The sequence below is a fragment of the Vibrio sp. L3-7 genome (genome assembly GCF_963898195.1).
GTDB lineage: Bacteria > Pseudomonadota > Gammaproteobacteria > Enterobacterales > Vibrionaceae > Vibrio > Vibrio echinoideorum.
Map to the genome: position 1 here is coordinate 1 of NZ_CAWQUW010000018.1, position 22569 is coordinate 22569.

Annotated in this window: 16 protein-coding genes; 6 read left to right on the forward strand and 10 right to left on the reverse strand. The window is 44.1% G+C overall.

The features are described 5' to 3' along the window. The 3 genes from AACW75_RS13710 to speA form a co-directional block, all read right to left on the reverse strand. On the reverse strand, nt 1-5560 hold a 5560-nt coding region (locus tag AACW75_RS13710; protein WP_237297842.1), incomplete at its 3' end, for a retention module-containing protein. A 663-nt stretch (nt 5561-6223) separates the two neighbouring features. Continuing rightward, nucleotides 6224-7153 carry an agmatinase gene (speB, locus tag AACW75_RS13715; RefSeq protein ID WP_237297843.1) on the reverse strand — a complete coding sequence of 310 codons (930 nt, stop codon included), beginning with the start codon at nt 7151-7153 and terminating at the stop codon, nt 6224-6226. Next, nucleotides 7153-9060: an arginine decarboxylase gene (speA, locus tag AACW75_RS13720; protein ID WP_102437938.1), complete on the reverse strand. Its 1908-nt coding sequence runs from the start codon at nt 9058-9060 to the stop codon at nt 7153-7155. Before speA ends, speB begins: the two co-directional genes overlap by 1 nt. A gap of 560 nt (nt 9061-9620) precedes the next feature. Between speA and AACW75_RS13725 the strand changes: the two genes are divergently transcribed. From AACW75_RS13725 to AACW75_RS13740, 4 genes are all read left to right on the forward strand, one after another. Next, nucleotides 9621-11057, forward strand: a complete 1437-nt coding sequence (locus AACW75_RS13725) for a coniferyl aldehyde dehydrogenase (protein WP_145571162.1) — start codon at nt 9621-9623, stop codon at nt 11055-11057. Further along, nucleotides 11054-11632 (forward strand): TetR/AcrR family transcriptional regulator, encoded by a 579-nt coding sequence (locus AACW75_RS13730; protein ID WP_145571164.1) that lies wholly within the window; start codon nt 11054-11056, stop codon nt 11630-11632. Before AACW75_RS13725 ends, AACW75_RS13730 begins: the two co-directional genes overlap by 4 nt. 472 nt (nt 11633-12104) lie before the next feature. Next, nucleotides 12105-13679 (forward strand): ATP-binding cassette domain-containing protein, encoded by a 1575-nt coding sequence (locus AACW75_RS13735; protein WP_145571166.1) that lies wholly within the window; start codon nt 12105-12107, stop codon nt 13677-13679. 112 nt (nt 13680-13791) lie between these two features. Continuing rightward, nucleotides 13792-15030 (forward strand): leucine-rich repeat-containing protein kinase family protein, encoded by a 1239-nt coding sequence (locus tag AACW75_RS13740; protein WP_145571168.1) that lies wholly within the window; start codon nt 13792-13794, stop codon nt 15028-15030. 149 nt (nt 15031-15179) lie between these two features. Here the strand turns inward: AACW75_RS13740 and AACW75_RS13745 are convergent, their stop codons facing one another. From AACW75_RS13745 to thrS, 6 genes are all read right to left on the reverse strand, one after another. Then, nucleotides 15180-15617 (reverse strand): hypothetical protein, encoded by a 438-nt coding sequence (locus AACW75_RS13745; protein WP_145571170.1) that lies wholly within the window; start codon nt 15615-15617, stop codon nt 15180-15182. Between the two features lie 40 nt (nt 15618-15657). Further along, nucleotides 15658-15975: a N(4)-acetylcytidine aminohydrolase gene (yqfB, locus tag AACW75_RS13750; RefSeq protein ID WP_145571172.1), complete on the reverse strand. Its 318-nt coding sequence runs from the start codon at nt 15973-15975 to the stop codon at nt 15658-15660. Nucleotides 15976-16215: 240 nt separating this feature from the next. Beyond that, a complete protein-coding gene (gene rplT, locus AACW75_RS13755; protein ID WP_004733517.1) occupies nt 16216-16569 on the reverse strand; it encodes a 50S ribosomal protein L20 in 354 nt (117 codons plus the stop codon). 42 nt (nt 16570-16611) lie between these two features. Then, complete coding sequence (gene rpmI, locus AACW75_RS13760) at nt 16612-16806, reverse strand: 50S ribosomal protein L35 (protein WP_017072916.1); 195 nt, start codon at nt 16804-16806, stop codon at nt 16612-16614. 104 nt (nt 16807-16910) lie between these two features. Then, entirely contained in the window at nt 16911-17468 is a 558-nt protein-coding gene (gene infC, locus AACW75_RS13765; protein WP_425348305.1) for a translation initiation factor IF-3, read from the reverse strand. After that, nucleotides 17465-19393, reverse strand: coding sequence for a threonine--tRNA ligase (gene thrS, locus AACW75_RS13770; RefSeq protein WP_145571174.1), 1929 nt, complete (start codon nt 19391-19393; stop codon nt 17465-17467). The genes infC and thrS overlap by 4 nt, the downstream gene beginning before the upstream one ends. A gap of 404 nt (nt 19394-19797) precedes the next feature. Here thrS and AACW75_RS13775 point away from each other — a divergent pair, with 404 nt between their 5' ends. After that, complete coding sequence (locus tag AACW75_RS13775; RefSeq protein ID WP_145571176.1) at nt 19798-20781, forward strand: DUF3187 family protein; 984 nt, start codon at nt 19798-19800, stop codon at nt 20779-20781. A gap of 110 nt (nt 20782-20891) precedes the next feature. On the opposite strand, the gene AACW75_RS13780 is transcribed toward AACW75_RS13775, so the two are convergent. Then, on the reverse strand, nt 20892-21635 hold the full coding sequence (locus AACW75_RS13780) for a sporulation protein (RefSeq protein WP_145571178.1): 744 nt from the start codon (nt 21633-21635) through the stop codon (nt 20892-20894). A 181-nt stretch (nt 21636-21816) separates the two neighbouring features. Here AACW75_RS13780 and hutC point away from each other — a divergent pair, with 181 nt between their 5' ends. After that, nucleotides 21817-22530, forward strand: coding sequence for a histidine utilization repressor (gene hutC, locus AACW75_RS13785; protein WP_145571180.1), 714 nt, complete (start codon nt 21817-21819; stop codon nt 22528-22530). Nucleotides 22531-22569 lie beyond the last annotated feature (39 nt).

Below are 22569 nucleotides of genomic sequence, written 5' to 3' on the forward strand. Positions count from 1 at the left end.
TTTCAGAAAGCGTAACACTTGGAATAACATCAATCGTCGGGTTATCACCATCCGTAATCGTCAGCGTTACGGTTGAAGTCAGAGCGTCGTTATCGAAATCACTTGAAGTCACTACTATCGACTTCACGATGTCTTCATTAACGGAATGGTCTAGATCGCGATTAGGTTCAAAGCGCACTTCACCTTCAAGGGTGATAAACAACTCGCCTTCTGTGAAACTGAATTGCTGCTCGCCAGTGTCATTTTGATCAAGTGTTCGTAGCTGACCGTCATAGGTGAACTGAGTGATCGTCGCGCCATCGGCACTTTGATTTGGCATCACATCAATGGTGTTGGTTGTGATTGTTCCATCAGCTAGATTTGGCTCAGTGATATCTAACGTACCGTCTTGCATGATTTGGACATCATCACCAATGGTCACATTAAGCTGAGACACCAATGAATCGTCGCCGTCTGTATCCACAGCATAAACAGGCAGATCGAAGCTCAGATCGTTGTTATCTAAACCATCCACATGGTCTAACGCTTCAAGTAAAGTAAAGGTGTATTCACCAAGTTTGGTTGCCGAGAAACTAATAGTGAACACTGGGATTTCAGTGTTCGAACCATCGGTAATAAAGCCAATGTAAGTACCTGGATTGGCCGAGTCTTCTTTTATCTCAACGGCAAAACCATTCGATTTCAGTGCTCCACCCACATTGAATTCAGTCGGTTCAATACGGAAACTCGCCACATCATCGCTTTGATTGGTGAAGGTAATCGTCTCAGTTTGACTGACTGCACTGCCGCTTGGCGCAGAGCCATCAGCAAGATTTATTTCAGACAGACTAACGTTTGGCATTACATCAATGGTTGGGATATCACCATCGGTAATGGTCAGCGTCACTGTGGAGGTCAGTACGTCATTGTCTGAATCGCTTGAGGTCACCACAATAGACTTCACGATGTCTTCGCTAGCCGTGTGGTCTAAGTTACGATTTGGCTCGAAGCGTACTTCACCTTCAAGAGTGATGAACAACTCACCTTCCGTGAAGCTAAATTGCTGCTCACCATTGTCAGTTTGATCCAGAGTGCGAACTTGCCCGTCATAAGTAAACTGAGTGATCGTCGCGCCATCGGCGCTTTGCTCTGGCATCACATCGATGGTGTTAGTTGAAACAGTGCCATCAGCCAAATTTGGTTCGACAATATCTAACGTACTGCTCTGCATGATTTGAACATCATCACCAATGGTTACACTCAATTGAGAAACCAATGAATCATCGCCATCACTGTCAACGGCGTAGACTGGCAGATCAAAGCTCAGATCGTTATTTGCAAGGCCATCCGCATGGTCTAATGCTTCAAGTAAAGTGAAGGTGTATTGACCTAAATTGGTATCCGAGAAGCTAATCGTGAACACGTTAGTTTCAACGTTCGAGCCATCAGTAACAAAGCCGATGTAGCCGCCCGGAGTGGTTGGATCGGCCTTCAGCTCAACCGCCAATCCGTTTGATGTGAGAGCGCCACCAACATTAAATTCAGTCGGTTCAATACGGAAGCTTGTCACATCATCACTTTGAGTGGTGTAAGTAATAGTTTGAGTTGAACTCACCGCGCTGCCGCTAGGTGCAGAGCCATCACTCAGATTAGTTTCAGACAAGTTCACAGTTGGAACATTATCAATGGTTGGGATATCACCATCGGTAATGGTCAACGTGACGGTTGAAGTCAGCACATCGTTATCCGAGTCACTAGACGTCACCACAATCGATTTCACGATGTCTTCGTTCAGTGTGTGGTCTAGATTACGATTAGGCTCAAAGCGCACATCACCTTGAAGCGTGATGAACAGTTCACCTTCTGTGAAGCTAAACTGCTGCTCGCCATTATCATTTTGGTCAAGTGTTCGAAACTGGCCATCATAAGTGAATTGAGTGATCGTCGCGCCATCGGCACTTTGATTTGGCATCACATCAATGGTGTTAGTTGTCACTGTGCCAGCGGCCAAATCTGCGACGGTTGGCTCGACGATATCTAACGTACTATCTTGCATGATTTGAACATCATCACCGATAGTGACGTTTAACGGAGACACCAGTGAATCATCGCCATCACTATCTACCGCGTAAACAGGTAAATCAAAACTGAGGTCGTTGTTGCCACGGGCATCTTGGTGGTCCAACGCTTCGATGAGTGTGAACGTGTATTCACCTAATGATCCAGAATTAAAGCTTAATGTGAATACTGGAGTTTCTACGTTCGTCGCACTGGTCGTAAAACCAATGTAGTCACCCGACCCTGCCGGGTCTTCACGTAACTCAACAGCTAAACCGTTCGATTTAAGATCATCGTTAGTATTGAACTCCGTTGGCTCAATACGGAAACGAACCACATCATCACTTTGATTGGTAAAAGTAATAGTTTGAGTCGAGCTTACCGCGCTGCCACTTGGAGCAGAGCCATCGCTCAGGTTAATTTCAGAAAGCGTAACACTTGGAATAACATCAATCGTCGGGTTATCACCATCAGTGATCGTCAGCGTAATGGTTGAAGTCACCGGATCGTTATCGAAGTCGCTTGAAGTCACGACAATCGACTTCACGATATCTTCACTCACTGAGTGGTCTAGATCGCGATTAGGCTCAAAGCGCACTTCACCTTCAAGGGTGATAAACAGTTCGCCTTCTGTGAAGCTGAACTGCTGTTCTCCTGAAATACTTTGATCCAGTGTGTTTACGACACCGTCATAAGTGAACTGAGTGATCGTCGCGCCATCAGCACTTTGATTTGGCATTACATCAATGGTGTTGGTTGTGATTGTACCGTCAGCAAGATTTGGCTCGGTGATATCTAACGTACCGTCTTGCATGATTTGAACATCATCACCGATAGTCACATTAAGCTGAGACACCAATGAATCGTCGCCGTCCGTATCAACCGCATAAACAGGCAGATCAAAGCTCAGATCGTTCTTATCTAAACCATCTACATGGTCTAACGCTTCAAGCAGAGTAAAGGTGTATTCACCCAATGTGCTCGTAGAGAAAGCAATCGTAAACACTGGGATTTCAGCGCCCGAACCGTTGGTAATAAAGCCAATGTAAGTACCCGGATTAGCCGAATCTTCTTTTATCTCAACCGAAAATCCATTCGATTTAAGTGCACCGCCCACATTAAACTCTGTTGGTTCAATACGGAAACTTGCTACATCGTCGCTGCCTGCGGTAAAGGTAATCGTCTCGGTTGCGCTAACTGTACTTCCGCTGGGAGCAGAGCCGTCATTAAGGTTGGTTTCAGAGAGAGTCACAGGCGGGATCAAATCAATGATCGGATCTTGGCCATCGGTAATACTTAACTCAAGCGTCGAACTATCAGTATCCCCATCACCATCTTCGGCTAAAAATGAGAACTGTTTGACGATAGTTTCACTGCTTGAGTGGTCGATATCACGAGCGACTTCAAAACTGAAGTCACCGTTTAATGAGATAGTGACGACACCTTCAGTAAAACTGAAAATCTGGGTAGCATCGGGGAGCAGGCTTTGATCGAGTGAGTAATCAACACCGTCGTAGTTAAACGATTGAATTGTAGAACCATCTGCGCCTTCAAAATTGAACAGGTTATACGAAACAATAGTATCGCCCGCTAAGGTCGGCTCGGTGACTGATTCAACCTTATCAACTAATTCAACGACATCGTCTTTAACATTGACGAGGATCTCAGCAGCTTCTGGTGTGTTCGAACCTCCAGACAGTGCAGAACGGTCGCCATCTGCATCAACAGCATAAATTGGCAATGCAAAAGTTAGCAGCGCATCTTCAGCGCCTTGATGAGAAAGTTCTTCATAAAGATTAAAATCATAGTTGCCCAATGAAGGGCTATCAATTTTAACGTCAAAGACCGTAATTCTCGAACCATTGACCTCAACATAACCTTCGTAAGTTCTTACACCGTTGGTTTCATCAATCAACTCAAGTAGCACAGCCTCGCCATTTGAAACCAAGCTGCCACCAGTATTAAATTCTGTAGGTTCAAGTTCATAATGGTCAATGATGTCACTTTCAAAAATGTCCGCGGTGATACTGCCAGTGCCAGACACTGGCGCCGTGCCCTCTTGTGAGCCGCCAACAATACCCGCTTCATCAACGTCAATACTGTCAACATTAATGATAACCGGGCTATCGCCATCAGTAATGGCAATGTTGATCGTATTGGTTACAACATCTTGGTCAAAATCGGTAATCGTGATCGGCAAAGCAAACGTCAGTGAATCGGTGCCCACTTGTTCTATCGGATTAGACTGCTCGAATTTATAGGTGCCGTCGGTATCAAGGGAGATAGAGAGAACAACCTCACCTCGACCTTGGATGGACAGAGTAATCGTTGTTCCATCATCAGAAAGTCTCGCAAGCGTGTTTTGATTATCACTGAGCAACCCATCAAACTGGTCCAGTGCACTTGCATCAAATACGGCTGATTGAAGGTTATCACTACCAATATTTGAGAACGTCCCTTCGATTGCCGCGCTGCTAGTTTCAACGTTAGTGATATTGACACTTTCAACAGACGGATCTATCCCGTCAAACACTGAAACTTGTGCGTTAACGGGTGTTGCTAGCGGGTTCCCAGCGGTGTCTTCACCTTGAATATCAAAGGCAATATCTATTTGATCGCCAGTGTAAGAAACCTGACCACCGCCAACCGACGGTACATGATCAATCGGCTGGGAAATCGTTGTGGTTAGAGAAAGCTCAATGTTATTGCCAACACTGACGGCATCAATGTCGATACGTAATACTTCGTCGGTACCTTGAACACCAACGATAGAATTAGTCGTCGCGTCATAGGTGAAGATAACGGACTGACCACTTGAAGTAATGTCGCTGTTTAATTCACTAAGTAGTGAAGCGAGGGATAAAGTTTCTGGAATGAAAGAGTCAGGGGTGAGAGCTAAACTACCAGCAATAATCGTTTCTGTCGTTGTTACAGATTGGGGATAGGTATTGCCAGATATGGAGCCTTCAGTCAGTGTTTCACTGATTGATTGGCCACCTGATGAACGAGTGATCGATCTGAATTCTTCTCTGTCTTCATCAACAGTTTGTTCTGCTAGACCAGCGGTCTCAAAGAAAGTCGATGGATGAGTTTCAGTGTAGTTATAGTCAATCGTCACAAAGCCAGCATTTGCAGAACCTAGTCCGCCACCAGCAGCCGTTGCTTCTAAGATTTGAGTCGGATCGGCACCACCTAAAATGGCTTCTTGAATTGCAGCAAGGTCGTCTTCAGTGAAGGTTTCTGCGTCTGCTTGCTGTAAGTCAAAATTAACCTCACCAGCTATTGGGGCATCTACCCATGCAGCGTTTTCATCAACACAACCGACGCAATTCTCTGCAACCGGAATCGAATCATTCTGAACGCCTAATACAAGCTCTGACTTGTTGGCCGTAATCACGATCTCATTTTCACGGATGGTATCGCCAACTGAAACTTTTCTTGCGCTGCCGTCTGGCTTAACTACGACGACATCTCCACTCGTTGCTTCAACTACCGCAACCTGGCGCGAAACTTCAATATCCATACATCCCCCGTTGTCACAAAGCACTATTTTTAAGCGCTGTGAAAATTATTTGTAATAGCAATTTCAGGTTTTAATTGAACGCATACTTAGCTCTCATCAATGGCAATCCATTGTTATGCCCAATCGGCTTGAAAAGAGAGAAGTATTTCACCTGTTTTTTTATAGTTTACTTACCCTTAAGCCTAGTCTTCCCCATAAAAAATGCCATGTCTGTGCGAAGAGACATCTTTTCGCAAATCCAAGTATTCTTTCATGGCTTAAAAACCCTAGTCAAAAGTTAGTAGGATGCTGATTAATATGCAAATGAGCGCGCAATATAAATACACATCTTCGTTTTATAAATATATACAGTAACAAAGTTGATAAATCATTAGCGAATACAGGGTATTAATAGCGGTAAGCTCTGCATCCTTAGTAAAGCAGAGGCAAGTCCCATCTTTGAGACACCTCTCAGAATCAATGTGATGATTTTTCGCTCACAAACCATGAGATAGACCGTAGAATACGAGCCTTTTAGCCTATTAGTTCACAGCCAAGAAAAGACTACTTACTGAGATACGAGAATAGAATTTTTGTTGCTCGACAAAACAAAAAAGCCCACTAAGTTGAAACTTAGTGGGCTTTAAAATCAGTATGTAGCGTTACGCTTTTAACAATCAAACACTATGATTTAGCGAGGCGGTTCGCCGTCCAAACATAAAGCAGCTCAAGTGCGATAGTTGCACCAGCCAATGCTGTAATCTCGCTTTGGTCATACGCAGGTGAAACCTCAACAACATCCATACCAACCATATTAATGCCCTGCAAACCGCGGATGATTTTCAGGACTTTATCTGAGTTCAAACCGCCGCATACTGGCGTACCTGTACCCGGAGCAAAAGCAGGATCCAGACAATCGATATCAAACGTTAAGTACACTGGCTTATTACCAACAATACCTTTCACTTGAGCAATGATCTCGTCAACGCTCATGTCATTGGCTTGCATCGCATTAATGACATTGAAGCCGTGACCTTCCTGCTTGTACTCTGTACGAATACCAATTTGCACTGAATGTTCAGGCGAAATTAAACCTTCATTTGGCGCATGGTAGAACATAGTACCGTGATCGTAACGACTGCCCTGACTGTAAGTGTCAGTGTGCGCGTCGAAGTGAATCAGAGCCATCTCACCGTACTTCTTGCCGTATGCTATTAACAAAGGCAGTGTAATGAAGTGATCGCCACCTAAACCTAACAGAGTTTTACCATTGTTTAGAATCGCATCAGCAGCCGCTTCTAAACGCTGAGTTAGGTCTTCTGCATCACCACAATCAAACACAAGATCGCCAGCATCAATCACCGAGGTGTGTTCAAATACATTGAAGTCCCAAGGGAATTTTTTGCCTTCCCACGCCAAGTTTACCGACGCACGACGAATCGCATCTGGTCCCATACGAGCGCCCGGACGACCCGACGTCGCCATATCTAACGGCGCACCTAACACAACCACATCGGCATCGCTATCGATTGGGTTCTGTACCAATGGACGACGCATAAACGTCATGGCGTTGGAATAAAGCGAGTAATCTGGTTTCGTAAATAGATCGTTCATTAAAAATCCTCAAGATAGGTATAACCCATCAGGCCTTGCTCTAACTCTTCAAGTACGCTTTGCTGCTCTTGTGCTGGTACTTTTGCTGTTACCAGTTCTTTGTAGTTCTGACGAATCAGGTCCATATCGATGTGAACATAACGCATCATGTCTTCAACCGTATCGCCTTCGTTGATATAATCGATATTCGCTTGACCACTTTCATCAACATTCACCACTACGCTGTGAGTATCACCAAATAGGTTATGCATATCACCCAAGATCTCTTGGTATGCACCTACTAAGAAAAAGCCCATCAGGTATGGTTCATCTGGGTTCCATGCAGGAACAGGCAGCGTTGTTTCAATACCTTGGCCATCAACGTACTGATCAATCGTACCGTCAGAATCACATGTGATATCCAGTACAACAGCGCGTCGCTCATCCGCATTATCCAAACCACTTAGAGGTAATACAGGGAATACCTGATCGATACCCCAAGCATCTGGCAGCGATTGGAACAACGAGAAGTTAACAAAGAACTTGTCGGCTAAACGCTCGCTCAACTCATCCAAAATAGGACGGTGGTAACGGTTCTTAGTGCTCATACGAGAGCTAAGTTCGTAGTTAATACGCAAAGACATCTGCTCTGCCCAAGCACGGTGCTGAAGATTCAGCATGCCTGTTGCAAATTGGTTGTGCGCTTCTGCGATATCACTCTGCGTGTCGTTGTAGATCTCGATCAACGCTCGGTCATCATTACCCGCATCTAGCTCTAAGAAGTTCTTCCACATGTTGTTAAGCAACATTGGGGCGTCAGCTTCAGGCGCAGCCATATCTTCCGGAGAATAGCTTTCTGTACCAATCACGTTGGTCACAAGTACAGCATGATGCGCAGTCAACGAACGACCAGACTCAGAAATGATCACAGGTTGTGGTTGATTGTAGAGCTTACAAATGTCCCCTACTGTCATCACAATATTGCGAGCGTACTCAAGCAAACCGTAATTCATTGAGTTTGAAGACTGGCTACGTGTGCCGTCGTAATCAACCGCCAAGCCGCCACCCACATCTAGGTACTTCAATTGAGCACCGATATCGCGCAGTTCACAGTAGAAACGCGCCGCTTCACTCACGCCATTTCGTACATCGCGAATATTGGCCATTTGTGAGCCAAGATGGAAATGCACTAACTCTAGAACATCGAGTTGGTCTTCTGCTTTCAAGCGTTCAATAACGGTCAATACTTGTGATGCAGACAAACCGAATTTCGACTTCTCGCCACCACTTGCTTGCCATTTACCTGCACCTTGAGATGCAAGACGAATGCGTAAACCTAAACGAGGTTTCACGCCAAGCGCTTTTGCTTCAGAAAGAACAAGATCAAGCTCAGAGAGCTTCTCTAGAACGATAAATACTTTATGACCCAGCTTTTCGCCAATAAGAGCAAGACGGATGTATTCTCTGTCTTTGTAACCGTTACACACGATCACCGAGCTCGCTTTTTGAGCCAGTGCCAATACCGCTAATAGTTCAGGCTTGCTGCCCGCCTCTAAACCAAGCTGCTTCTGCTCTAATTGAGCTTGGCTCGCTAAGATCTCGTCAACCACTTCTTTCTGTTGGTTAACTTTAATCGGGTAAACAAGTAGGTAACGGTTATCGTACTGATATTCGTCGATCGCTTGGTTGAATGCGTTACAGATATTGTGCACACGTTGATGCACGATTTGAGGAAAACGCACAAGAGCAGGCAAACCAATATTTCTCTGCTCTAACTGTTTTACGATCTGACTAAGCGGAACTTGATGATCGGTTTCGCTCGGTGAAACATACACCTCGCCGTTATCATCAATTCCATAAAAACCTTGGCTCCAGTGCTTTACATTATACTCAGCACGGATGCGTTCCAAATTAACAGAATTTTCCAATTCTAGAGACCTCACACTATAGGGCCATCGACAGAAGATACCTCAGTGGAATAGCGAGGTATAACCCAACAAAAACGTTAGAAAACGATTTGTTGGCTGCATTAACCGATATTATTAAGAGCGAGTCCAACCATTGATATTTGTGGTTACGATTACGTTTTTTTATCGACAATCCGACTTAAAGTGACAGGTAAGGAATTACAAGGTTTTACGGCAAGAAACAAGCTACAGCGCATTAAATACAAAGCACTTTCTAATAAAAAATCAGCTGAATAAAATACATAGGAAGCATAAAATCCTTAGCCAATTGGGTGAGGTTAAGTCAAAGTTGTGACAAATATGAGCACTTCCCAATCTGAACTCTCGCTATCACCAACACAACTTGTATCCCGCGATTCGATGCCTATTAACACTTCGTTCTTCCAACTAAAACTCGCTCACTTCAATGTTGTAAACGCTCAATTATTGAACTTTCCTCGCGCATATCTTGTATTCAGCTGGATATTCTTGTAATTTTAACTGACCAACCAATCGGTCAGCCTTCAGATTTAGGGAATACTATGAGTCATAATCTAGACCTTGAACCAAACACGTCGAACATCAACGACATGGATCAAATGTTCAACCGACAAAAAGATCACTACCGTAATAATGTTAATCCATCGCTTGAGCAGAGAAGAAAAGATCTCTCAGTATTAAAAGCGTTGCTAATGCGCTACCAAGAGCAATTGATTGATGCGGTGTCTGAAGATTATGGCCATCGAGCAAAACACGACAGCTTGATTGCTGATATCACCCCTTCTCTTCACCAAATCAATTACAGTGCTAAGAACCTTAAGAAATGGTTAAAGCCATCTCGTAGAAAAGCAGGCTTGATGCTAACGCCAGCGAAGATCACTGTTCACTATCAACCGGTAGGCGTTGTGGGCATTATCGTTCCTTGGAACTTTCCTATAATGCTCTCTTTAGGCCCTCTCATCACTGCGTTAGCGGCGGGCAACACTGCAATGCTCAAGATGTCCGAGTTTACTCCTGCGACCAATCGAGTTTTGAAAGCAATGTTGGCTGAAGGCTTTAGTGAAGATCAGATTGCGATCATCGAAGGAGAAGCTGACGTTTCCGCGAAATTTAGCCAACTGCCGTTTGACCATATCCTATTCACAGGCTCCACCTCTGTGGGTAAGCACGTAATGAGAGCAGCAGCCGACAACTTGACGCCAGTGACTTTAGAATTGGGCGGCAAATCTCCAACGATTATTGCCCCTGACTTTGATATCGCTGACGCCGTTGAGCGTATCCTGTTTGCAAAAAGCTTAAACGCTGGCCAGATTTGTGTAGCGCCCGATTACATCTTATTGCCACGAGAAAAAGTCGATGCGTTCATCACAGCTTATAAGCAATACTTCAAAAAGCTGTATAAAGCAGGCATTGAGAGCAAAGACTTAACTTCAGTGATCGATATGCGTCAATACAATCGCTTGAAGGGTGTGATTACAGATGCGCAATCGAAAGGCGCAGTTGTTCACACGGTAACCGAACAAGCACAAGACGATGTGAACCATAGAATGACACCGCACCTTCTAACCGAAGTGAACGACGACATGGTCGCAATGCAAGAAGAACTGTTTGGCCCAGTTCTGCCTATCGTGCCTTATGATTCTATTGAAGAAGCGATCAACTACATCACGGCAAGAGAACGTCCACTTGCTTTGTACCTGATGAGTCATGATAAGCAGACCCAAGACCAGTTCTTATCGAACACACATTCTGGCGGTGTTTGTATTAACGACTCTCTAGTGCATGTGGCAGCAGAAGATGCACCGTTCGGTGGCATTGGCCCTTCAGGCATGGGACACTACCACGGCATTGAAGGCTTCAAGACCTTTAGCCATGCTAAAACCGTTCTAAGCAGAGGCAAAATGAACTTCACCAAGTTAATGCACCCTCCTTACAATAACCCAATTAAAAAGCTTCTGTTCAAAGTACTAAATAGATGATGACAAAAAGGCAAAAAATCTTAGATGCTGCGCTCTTACTCTTCTCTCAGCAGGGGCTAGAGGGCACATCTACCGGACAAATAGCGAAAACGGCAGGCGTAGCGAAAGCGACACTGTTTCACCACTTCGAGAATAAGTCGCTGTTAATTGATGAACTATTTCGCGAACTGAAACTTGAGCTATTCACTACGCTGGCTAAACACACAGATGTCTCTGAACAAGATCGCTATCAAGCATTAAAGTTCATGTGGATCACAGGGCTTGAGTGGGCGTTAGAAAATCCAGTTGCGATGAAGTTCTTCACCAATGTTCATTTCGATCCGACGACTCAAACTCGAGAAGTTATCGTCTCACAGATGTTCGCATCGCTAGATGAAATCGTTTTGAAAGGACAAGAAGCCGGTGAGCTGATGGTGTTAGACATCAATCTTGTTAGGCACTTCATCCACAGCCACTTTTTGATTTGTGCAAACTGGTTGATTGAGCAAAATGAGTTGCCACCAGATCAATTAGCCAAGTACATCAGCGATAGCTTTGACATGTGTTGGCGAGCCGTTGGTGGTCAAAAACGGTAATTCCCACGTTCCTCAAAAAATCTAGCTTTCCAAAGAACGATCTAGAGCGCCTTACTGGCGCTTTAATTATTTGGATACATTTTAGTCACTTCATCATATTGACTTTCAGCACCTTCTTTCAGTAACATCCCACCATCATTTCAAAAGAGAATAACGCCATAATGAAGTACTAACATCCTGACATCCGATTTATTTTTATAAAAATCATTTGGACTCTCGGGGTTAGTGGGCGTTACTTCGTCATCTATTTCTTGAAAAATCAAGCTATTGAAGAGCAGTCAATTTAAGACCAACCTCTTTAAGATCTGCACCTTGAATAAAGAAAGCACTTCAGCAAGATAATCTCTATCTTTTGCTGTCATCCTACTTAAGTAACGTCTTTGGCGATCTAGACATAGAATCCCACGTAGGAATCTATGCAAAAAAGCGCCTCACCCCTTTTACTCGTTTACACGTAAAGGGAGGTATTTCTATGCCTACTATATTAGCCAACAATCTCTCATTCCAACTCGATACTGGTGAGTGGTTATTCAAAGACATCACCTTTAGTTTGAGCAGTCGCCTGACAGGCTTAGTCGGAAGAAATGGCGCTGGAAAGTCATTACTACTTTCGTTACTGGTCGGGAAAACGCAACCCACATCAGGCAGTGTTTCCAAACAAGGCTCGATCGGCTTCTACTCCCAGTTACCTTCCGAGCTATTGGATAGCGCAATCAGCATTGCTGACTTCTTGGGGATCACCGAAAAGTTAGACGCATTACACGCCATAGAACAAGGCAGCTGCGAACTTCAGCACTTCAATATCGTTGGGGAGGATTGGGATTTACAAGCGAACACCAAGCAACTTTTAGCCACATTGAAAATAACCAGTGGGTTGACCACACCGTGCCATACATTGAGCGGTGGACAACTCGCCCTATTACAGCTTCATCGGTTATTCGTATCAAACCACGACATACTGATTCTCGACGAACCTTCAAACCATTTGGATAGCGATGGACGCAATTGGTTACTAGAGCAGTGTCAGTTATTTGAAGGTAAAGTGCTTGTCGTCAGTCACGACCGAAGCTTATTGAGACACATGGAAGGGATCTATCACCTCAATAGTTTGGGCATGCGCTTCTACAAAGGGAATTACGATGATTACTTCACGCAAATGTCGAGTCAAAGTGAAGCTCTGGACAAGCAGATAACGCATCATCAATCGGAGAAGAAACGACTCGAGCGCCAAGCTCAGACTAACAAGGAAAAAGCACAACAACGAGAGTCTCAAGGTAACCGACTCCGAAAGTCGGGTAGCCAACCCAAGATATTATTGGATGCAATGAAAGATAAAGCAGGGCGAGCCCAAGGTGCATCGGAAACAAACCACAAGAACTTAAAGGATCAAAACCAACATAAACTTCAATCTCTTAAAGAACAAAAAGAGCAACTGAAGCCGCAAGCATTGTATCTACAACAAGCGAATGCTTCTAAAAAACACTCACTATTAACCGTTGAAGAGTGTCGCCTAAGTTTTGGTTCTGGTGATCCTATCAGCTTCTCTCTATCACAAGGAGAACGATACTATCTAACCGGGGCTAATGGGTGCGGAAAATCGACACTGTTAAAAGCTATTCACGGCCAACACTCGAACTATATCGGATCCATTAAGCGCTTACGGGCGACGGTATACTTGGATCAACACTTTGGCCTGTTAGACATCAACGACACCATGTTCGATAGTCTGATGACACACAGCTTTGGGCTAACAGAAAGTGACGCACGAACCTTGTTGGCTGGAATTGGATTCAAGCGAAACTCGGTATATCGACAAGTAGCTCATCTCAGTGGTGGCGAGAAAATGAAGTTAGCGATGTTAATCGTCAGCCATAAACAAGACACCCCGCTTCTATTGCTCGATGAACCGGACAACCACCTAGACATCGACTCAAAACAAATATTGGCGTCCGCTTTGCGTGAATACCAAGGCGCGTTCATCTTGGTGAGTCATGATAGCGATTTTGTTGAGGAGATCGGTGTTAGCCAAAACCATATCGAGCTTTAGCCTCGTAAATTCGTTCACTTAGTTTAGCTAGGCGAGCATCGTTCGGTGCTCGCCTTTCTCGATTGAGACAAGTAAACTACGCGCCTCGAACATCTATTCATAAGGCTAAGGTTTGCATACTCTAGAACAATTAAAATCAGGGCAATTCAAAGGTATTAAGCGCTTACAACTGTCAGAAGGTCTCACTGAGTTTCCTTTAGAGATCTTAGAACTCGCTGATTCTCTTGAGATTCTAGACCTATCAGGTAATCAACTGTCAGATTTACCTGAAGAGTTATCGCAACTGACCAACCTGCGTATTATCTTCGCGTCAAATAACCTGTTTACGCACCTTCCTGATGTTCTCGGTACCCTTCCTAAGCTTGAAATGGTTGGCTTCAAAACGAACCAAATCAAAACCGTTAGCGAGCAATCTTTGCCAGTTCAGTTACGTTGGTTAATCCTGACAGACAATGCGATCGAGGTTCTCCCTCACTCTTTAGGTGAAAGACCACGCCTACAAAAACTCGCATTAGCGGGTAACAAGATTCGCGTTTTACCAGAAAGCATGGAAAACCTATCAAGCCTTGAGCTAGTTCGCCTATCTGCAAACCAACTGACTGAATTCCCAGAGTTCCTTATCAAGCTACCAAAACTGGCTTGGTTAGCCTTTGCGGGTAACCCGTTTTGCAAACACCCAAGCAGCTTAGATAGCGTGCCTGCCGTGAGTTCGCAATGCTACTCACTCAATCAAGTGCTGGGCCAAGGTGCATCTGGCGTGATTTCTCATGCTAACTGGTTAAACAGTGACTTTGATTTCCCACAAGAAGTGGCCGTTAAAGTATTCAAAGGCGAAGTCACCAGTGATGGCTACCCACACGATGAGCTAGAAGCTTGTTTGCAGACTGGCTACCATGGCAATTTAGTGAAATCTATTGCCCAAGTTGATGAAGATGACTATTTGGCTTTGGTCATGGAACTTATCCCAAGCAGCTATTACAACCTAGGTTTGCCCCCTACTCTTGAAAGCTGTACTCGCGATACGTTCAACGAAGGCTTTGAGCTTTCAATTGCTCAGTTCAATAGCATTACCGAGCAGATGATCGATGTGTTTGAACACCTTCATCAAAACAAAGTTTGTCACGGTGATTTGTACGCGCACAACACCTTGGTCAATGAACAAGGTCAGATGATCTTTGGTGACTTCGGAGCTGCAACTATCTACGGTTACCTGACTGAAGAGCAGCAACAAGGCATTCGTCGAATTGAAGCACGTGCATTAAAGTACTTTATTGAAGACCTATTGACGGTTTGCGCTGCAAGTGACATCAATTCAGAGCTGTATAAGAAACTCGAAAGCTATCACGCATAAGAGCTACCAAGCTTAAGCATTCAATCAAGTTTCTCCAGAAATGAAAAAGCTAACGTTAATCGTTAGCTTTTTTTGCTTTGGAATTTGATGAATCCATCAGAATAAGACTCAAGTTTGGCTTGCTTCTCTTATTTCTCTTACTTAATAACTTAACTAGCTTCCACCTGAACAAGCTTAAGGTAAGAGTGGAGTTCTTGATTCTTATACTCCACTGCCGAATGAATATTGAGGTCTTTACACGCGACAACATCAAACTGGTAACGATTGTCACCTTTATTGATTTCGACTTGCAGCAACCCGCTTTTCAGCAGCCAATTGCCTTGGGTTTCAAATCGGTCAAACAAACGATATTCCGTTAGACTACCATCAGAATGAAAGTGCACCTCGGTAATGTACCCTGCTGGGCAACTTTTTACCCAAGTCCGCCCTAATACATCTTCCTCAACAAAATTTCTTTTACTCTCGCACCACTTTAAATAATCGGCACTCTCACTCAGATCACTATCAAGGTCATTCTTAGACAGTAGCGTTTGGTCTTGTTGTTCACGACAGTACAACTGAAGCAGTGTCTGCTGGTTATTACTCATTAATCGCCATCCCTAGCTAGTCAATCCAATCCAATAAGGCTTAAGCTACCAACTCATAAGAGACCACATACAGCTCAGAAATCCCTGGGTAAATATCTTGAATAACATCTTTAAGCACTTGTAGCGTCATGTTCTCTTGCTCCGCATGGAACTCGCCTAAGTCATCAAACAAGATTGGCTCTACGCTAATGATCTTAAGATTACAGAATACACGTCCCTGCTCTAGCGTTGATACTTCTACAACACTGCCAGGCTGGTAATCGCGCTCAGATTCATCACGAATCGTAATGGTCTTTTTGCCAGAAAGGATATCAGTTTCAAAACGTTCGAAGAACGTCATAGTGGTAGGTGTGTTCATAGAAAACCTAGCGTTAATTAAAGGTAATATTGAGGCTAAGTTATATAACAGAACGGAGAACGAAGCGAATAAAATCTAGGAAGATAAACTGCTGATACGAGATACGAGATACGAGATACGAGATACGAGATACGAGATACGAGATACGAGATACGAGATAATATGCAAAAGCCAAATTACAGGCAATAAAAAAGGAGAACCGAAGTTCTCCTTTTCTTAAACCTTTAAGCTAACTCTAAATTATAGAGATGCTTTCGCTTTTTCAACTAGAACAGCAAATGCTGCTTTGTCGAATACTGCGATGTCAGCAAGAATCTTACGATCGATCTCGATAGATGCTTTCTTAAGGCCATTGATGAAACGGCTGTAAGATAGACCATTTTGACGAGATGCCGCGTTGATACGTGCAATCCAAAGTTGACGGAATTGACGTTTCTTGTTGCGACGGTCACGGTAAGCGTATTGACCAGCTTTGGTAACTGCTTGGAAAGCTACACGATAAACACGTGAACGTGCTCCGTAGTAACCTTTAGCTTGTTTTAGAACTTTCTTATGACGTGCACGAGCTTGTACACCACGTTTTACGCGAGGCATTATGCTTCTCCTAAACTAAACGAATTTATAAACTAAAAAGAATTAAGCGTATGGCATCATACGAATAACTGCAGCCACTTCACATTTTGGAAGGATTGAGTTAGGACGTAGCTGACGCTTGTTCTTAGTAGTACGCTTAGTCAGGATGTGACGTTTACCAGCGTGCTTAAACTTAATACCACCAGCAGTTTTCTGGAAACGCTTAGCAGCACCTTTGTTGGTTTTCATCTTAGGCATGATGAATAACTCCGCATTGTTGAGTTGTTAATAACATAGTAATTAGGGCGAATAAAACCCTACAGCCTATGGCTGCAAGGTTTAATTACTTGTAAAGCCGTTAATTACTTCTTTTTAGGGGCCAACACCATGATCATCTGGCGACCTTCAATTCTCGTTGGGAAAGATTCGACAACTGCAAATTCTTCAGTATCGATTTTCAAACGATTAAGAACGTCAACACCGATTTCTTGGTGAGCCATTTCGCGGCCACGGAAGCGAATTGTTACCTTCACTTTGTTGCCGTCTTCAAGGAAACCAGTCAGGTTGCGTAGTTTTACCTGATAGTCTCCAATATCAGTTCCAGGTCGGAATTTAATTTCCTTGATCTGAACCTGCTTTTGCTTTTTCTTCTGCTCTTTCGCAGCTTTGCTCTTCTCGAAGAGGAACTTACCGTAGTCCATCACACGACAAACTGGCGGCTCGGCGTTAGGGCTGATCTCTACGAGATCCATACCAGCTTCATTTGCAGCTTCCATCGCTTCCGCGATTGTTACTACACCAACAGCTTCGCCGTCTGCGCCAGTTAGACGCACTTCACGAACGCCACGAATGTCACCGTTTAAACGGTGCTGGTTTTGTTTGGCCGGTTGTTGGCCACGTCTTCCGCCTTTAATAGCTATTCCTCCAGATTGAGCTTACGGTTTGAAACCTCGGCTTGGATGTATGAAATAAAGTCATCCACTTTAAATTTGCCAAGGTCCTTACCTTTACGTGTACGTACTGCAATTTCGCCGGCTTCCATTTCTTGGTCACCACACACAAGCATGAACGGTACACGTTTCAAAGTATGTTCGCGGATTTTAAAGCCAATCTTCTCATTTCTCAAGTCTGCTTTGACTCTAAATCCACTTTTTTGCAATTTTTTCGCAATTTCTTGTACATATTCAGACTGTTTGTCCGTAATGCCCATGACAATTGCTTGTTCTGGCGCCAACCACGTTGGGAAGAAGCCAGCGTATTCTTCAATAAGAATACCGATGAAGCGTTCTAGTGAACCTAAAATCGCGCGGTGGATCATAACTGGCGTGTGACGCTCGTTATCTTCACCTACGTAAGTAGCACCTAAACGTTCTGGTAATGCAAAATCGAGCTGCACTGTACCACATTGCCAAGCGCGGTCCAAACAATCATGCAAAGTAAATTCAATCTTAGGTCCGTAGAACGCACCCTCGCCTTCTTGAATCTCGTATGCAATGTTCATTGCCTCTAGCGCTTGCTTAAGGTCAGCCTCTGCACGGTCCCACATTTTGTCTGAACCCACACGTTGTTCTGGACGAGTAGATAGCTTAACAACAATGCTATCGAAGCCGAAAGTTGTGTAAGTATCGTAAACCATTTCAATACAAGCTTTCACTTCTTGTTGAACTTGGTCTTCAGTACAAAATACGTGAGCATCATCTTGAGTGAAGCCACGAACACGCATAATGCCGTGAAGTGCGCCAGACGGCTCGTTACGGTGACATGAGCCGAACTCAGCCATACGTAGCGGCAGATCACGGTAAGATTTCAAACCTTGGTTGAAGATTTGAACATGACCAGGACAGTTCATTGGCTTGATAGCGTATTCACGGTTCTCAGAAGAAGTAGTGAACATTGCTTCAGCGTACTTATCCCAGTGACCAGAGCGTTCCCAAAGCACACGGTCCATCATTAATGGGCCTTTCACTTCTTGGTAATCATACTCTGTCAGTTTCTGACGAATAAATACTTCTAGCTCACGGAAGATAGTCCAACCGTTATGATGCCAGAACACCATACCTGGCGCTTCTTGCTGCATGTGGAATAGATCTAAGTGCTTACCGATTTTACGGTGATCACGCTTAGCCGCTTCTTCTAGGCGCACTAGGTGAGCCTTAAGCGCTTTCTTGTCGTGGAATGCAGTGCCGTAGATACGTTGAAGCATCTTGTTGTCACTATTACCACGCCAGTAAGCACCCGCTACGTTAAGTAACGTGAAGTGTTGGCAGAAGCCCATATGTGGAACGTGTGGACCACGACACATATCGATGTATTCTTCATGATGGTATAGGCCTGGACGATCGTCTTTAGAAACGTTCTCATCCAAGATTTCGATCTTGTAAGTTTCGCCGCGAGCTTCGAATGCGTCACGCGCTTCCTGCCAGCTAACTTTCTTCTTAACAACCTGATACTTGGTCTTCGCAAGCTCTTTCATACGCTTTTCAATCTTTTCTAGATCTTCTTGCGTTAGAGAGTGCTCAAGGTCGATATCGTAGTAGAAACCGTTATCAATGGTAGGACCGATCGCCATTTTCGCTTCTGGAAAAAGCTGCTTAATAGCGTGACCTAAAAGGTGAGCACAAGAGTGACGAACGATCTCAAGGCCATCAACTTCATCTTTAGCTGTGATGATTTCTAGGCTTGCATCGTTTTCGATAAGGTCACAAGCATCAACACGCTCGCCGTCTACACGACCAGCAATGGTTGCTTTCGCAAGACCAGGACCGATTGATAGGGCAACATCTAGAGTTGATACAGGGTTGTCAAATTGACGCTGACTACCGTCAGGAAGAGTAATAATTGGCATTATTTGTCCTTTACAGTGGTGTTGCACACCAAGCAACACATGAAAATGTTTAATATATGTTTTTCAATCAACAAGTATGTTGATCGGAGATATATGCATAATAAAGATACCCACATAGAAGCAAATACAGATGCCCTGTTTGTGAGTAGCCGAACATTGTAACGAAATTATATGAAATGACAATGACAGAGGGAATCCCCCGACTCTCCTGTAGACCCGATTCATAAGATCTCATCGTGCTAACCAAAGGCTTCCCTCCCCCTTTATTCCACCTTTAAAATCGAGCTGTCCTAGCTTCCTATTTTGCCTTATCTATTCCGACTTAACTCTTTCAATTTAGGACCTACAAATTCGTTATTTAGAACTAAGCTATATAGAAGCAACTGAACATGGACGAGGTGCATATGGGAAAACGGGCTAACTTAATATCGCTCATAACATCTTTACCGTTATTAATAGTCACAACGGCACCCATTTCAGCGGCATGGGCCAACAAAAACTACGGCCCCTTAGTCAGCTATACCCAAGCACCATTACAATCAATGCGTCACACCCCCACACTTCGCTCCGGCTTTCCACTCGAAGCGAATAAGGTTGAAGTATTTGGCGCCTTAACCGCGGCCAGTGTATGGGCCAATTCCCACGACTATCATTTAGACTATTACCAGAACCAACTTCAAACAGGATTGAAATGGCAACTAACGACTGCATGGCAAGTCGAGCTCAATTACCGTTGGCTATATGCTGCCAATAATCATCTCGATAAAATTACCATCAACTATCACGATCTATTTAGCATCGACCAAGCTGGCCGAGATCGTAAGGACAGACACCAATTTGATGTTTACGCGCCAGATCACGGCATCAATATTAGCGACTTCTCTGGCGACACGCTGACAAGTGCTTTCACACTCTACACCCAATACCAACTTCTAGACCTCGATAACCACGGCTTATCTTTTGGTGTATCCCTTTATCACAACAACGTCAGTCACGGGGTGTTTGAGGGAAGCAGCACCGAACAAAGTGCTCAGATCAACTACGCGTATCAGATAAACATCAATACCTTCTATACAAGCTTAGGATTAGCGAATCAATCCAGCCGAGAGGTGGAGAATAGCTTTTCACATAAGAAAACGACATGGTCATGGATGGGAGGCTATCAGCTCACGTTATTTGAAAACCATGAATTACACCTGGAGTATCGATGGTATGAAGGCGCGGAAGATGGTGACACAGAATTTTCAGAAGCAGCGAATGAAATGATGCTTGGGTATCGCTATCTCATGCAGCGTTCAGCTGTCGAAATATCCATTATCGAAAACATCTTTAACATGGACAACTCCACCGATGTTGCCTTCCAGCTGGCTTATCGGCATCAGTGGTGAGCACGTTTCAGGTCGACAGAGTAAAATCAAAAAAGCCGAACGTTTGGGTTCGGCTTTAGAAATCGTATTGTCTCTATTAATAGACAGAGCGACTACTAAAAGAAAGGTAACTACGCACTCATAATTCTTGAGACTGCGTTGCGAATGTCTGAGTCAGCCGCGTTTGCTGGTAAGCTGAATGAGATGTATTGGTCGCCTCGAAAGCTCATTGAACGGTCGATTTCTGCTAGACAGTGAACCATTGAACCTTCAACGATGAATGACAGCTCGATCTCTTTATTATTCATAAAACCGCCGCTACAAAATTCAATCTCTTGGTAACAACCCGAACGTGAAGCAAAACTGTTACCTTTTAAGAAGCCCTTCTCTACGTCTACTTTCACCATGGCCATGCCCGAAGCTTCAACACCTTGGATAATTTTAGCGACCGTTGGCAGTGGGTGAACGGAAATAAAATCGCGGTCTTTAGGATCAATCGCGAAGCCAATATCTAGGTTGGTTTCAACCCACACATGGCACTGGTTCATTTGCGCGCTCAACGCGGTAACTGGCGTTTCATCATTCAACTTAAGACGAAATGGGACCAGTTTGGTTTCACCCGGTTGGATAACGAAAGGTTCTACGGCTTGAATACGGCCCAGTGAAAAAGTTTCGTAGCTAGTGCTGTCTTCCGTTTCTATTTTTACTTCGGTGTTGAGAACCAAGTTGATCAGATCGATTTGTTGCTCAACATCGCCGCCAACAATGTGAACATTGCCAGACAACTCCCCACCTTGGAAAACGTCAATATTATCTAAGACGGTATCAACTTTTGCTGAACCGATGCCAAACGAGGCCTTTAATTTCTTAAACATATTATTTCCCTTTCTAATTATTTGATTAACGAATAGTTATTGGGAAGCAATTTGCGACACTTGCCTCACAGAATCAAGCAATTTGCCCTATCTATGTTGAATAAGGTCACATTGCCCGAGGAAATGTTGAAATCGTGAAAAATTCCGTTACTCTATTTGTATAGTCAAATAAGGTTTCATTATGTCGAAAGCGCCGCTCTACCTTCAGATAAAACAGTTCATAGACGATAATATCATCAGTGGTCACTGGCCTGTGGGTTACCAGATAACCACAGAACTCGAACTCACCGAACAGTTCAAAGTAAGCCGAATGACGGTCAATAAAGCCATTCGAGATCTTGTGTCTGAAGGCAAGCTAATCAGAAAACCAAGACTGGGGACTTTTGTTTGTGAGCCTGACGAAAAAGCGCAATCTCCCCTGCTTGATATCAACAACATCGCACAAGAGATCAAAGACCGAGGTCAAACGTATGCTAGCCAGGTTATCAAGCACAAGAGCATCAAGGCAGATGAAAGCACCGCTACACGGTTAGGTGTGATGATCAATGCCGAAGTATTCTATAGTGAAATCATCCACTTTGCTGACAACACACCGATTCAATTGGAAGCACGCTGGGTGAACTCGCAAGCCGCACCAAAATACCTAGAGCAAGACTTTTCAACCTCTACACCCAACGAATACCTTTCAAAAAGCTGCCCGTTGAGTGCTATCGAACACACGGTTGAAGCCATTATTCCTGACTCTCAAATCAGAACGTCACTAAAGCTTTCTGAATCAGAGCCTTGCCTTCTTTTGAATAGAAGAACATGGAGCAAAGAACGGCTCATCAGCTTTGCATTGCTCTACCATCCTGGCTCTAAGTACAAATTAAGCTCCAAGATACTTCTAGATTAAAGAACATCATCCTGATCGCCGATCACATTTTTGCAACAT

Coding starts and splice junctions, on each gene's coding strand:
- AACW75_RS13745 (WP_145571170.1), bottom strand. CDS start 15,617: ATGAGTAATAACCAGCAGACACTGCTTCAGTTGTACTGTCGTGAACAA.
- AACW75_RS13730 (WP_145571164.1), top strand. CDS start 11,054: ATGATGACAAAAAGGCAAAAAATCTTAGATGCTGCGCTCTTACTCTTC.
- AACW75_RS13735 (WP_145571166.1), top strand. CDS start 12,105: ATGCCTACTATATTAGCCAACAATCTCTCATTCCAACTCGATACTGGT.
- yqfB (WP_145571172.1), bottom strand. CDS start 15,975: ATGAACACACCTACCACTATGACGTTCTTCGAACGTTTTGAAACTGAT.
- AACW75_RS13780 (WP_145571178.1), bottom strand. CDS start 21,635: ATGTTTAAGAAATTAAAGGCCTCGTTTGGCATCGGTTCAGCAAAAGTT.
- speB (WP_237297843.1), bottom strand. CDS start 7,153: ATGAACGATCTATTTACGAAACCAGATTACTCGCTTTATTCCAACGCC.
- hutC (WP_145571180.1), top strand. CDS start 21,817: ATGTCGAAAGCGCCGCTCTACCTTCAGATAAAACAGTTCATAGACGAT.
- rplT (WP_004733517.1), bottom strand. CDS start 16,569: ATGCCTCGCGTAAAACGTGGTGTACAAGCTCGTGCACGTCATAAGAAA.
- AACW75_RS13775 (WP_145571176.1), top strand. CDS start 19,798: ATGGGAAAACGGGCTAACTTAATATCGCTCATAACATCTTTACCGTTA.
- AACW75_RS13725 (WP_145571162.1), top strand. CDS start 9,621: ATGAGTCATAATCTAGACCTTGAACCAAACACGTCGAACATCAACGAC.
- thrS (WP_145571174.1), bottom strand. CDS start 19,393: ATGCCAATTATTACTCTTCCTGACGGTAGTCAGCGTCAATTTGACAAC.
- rpmI (WP_017072916.1), bottom strand. CDS start 16,806: ATGCCTAAGATGAAAACCAACAAAGGTGCTGCTAAGCGTTTCCAGAAA.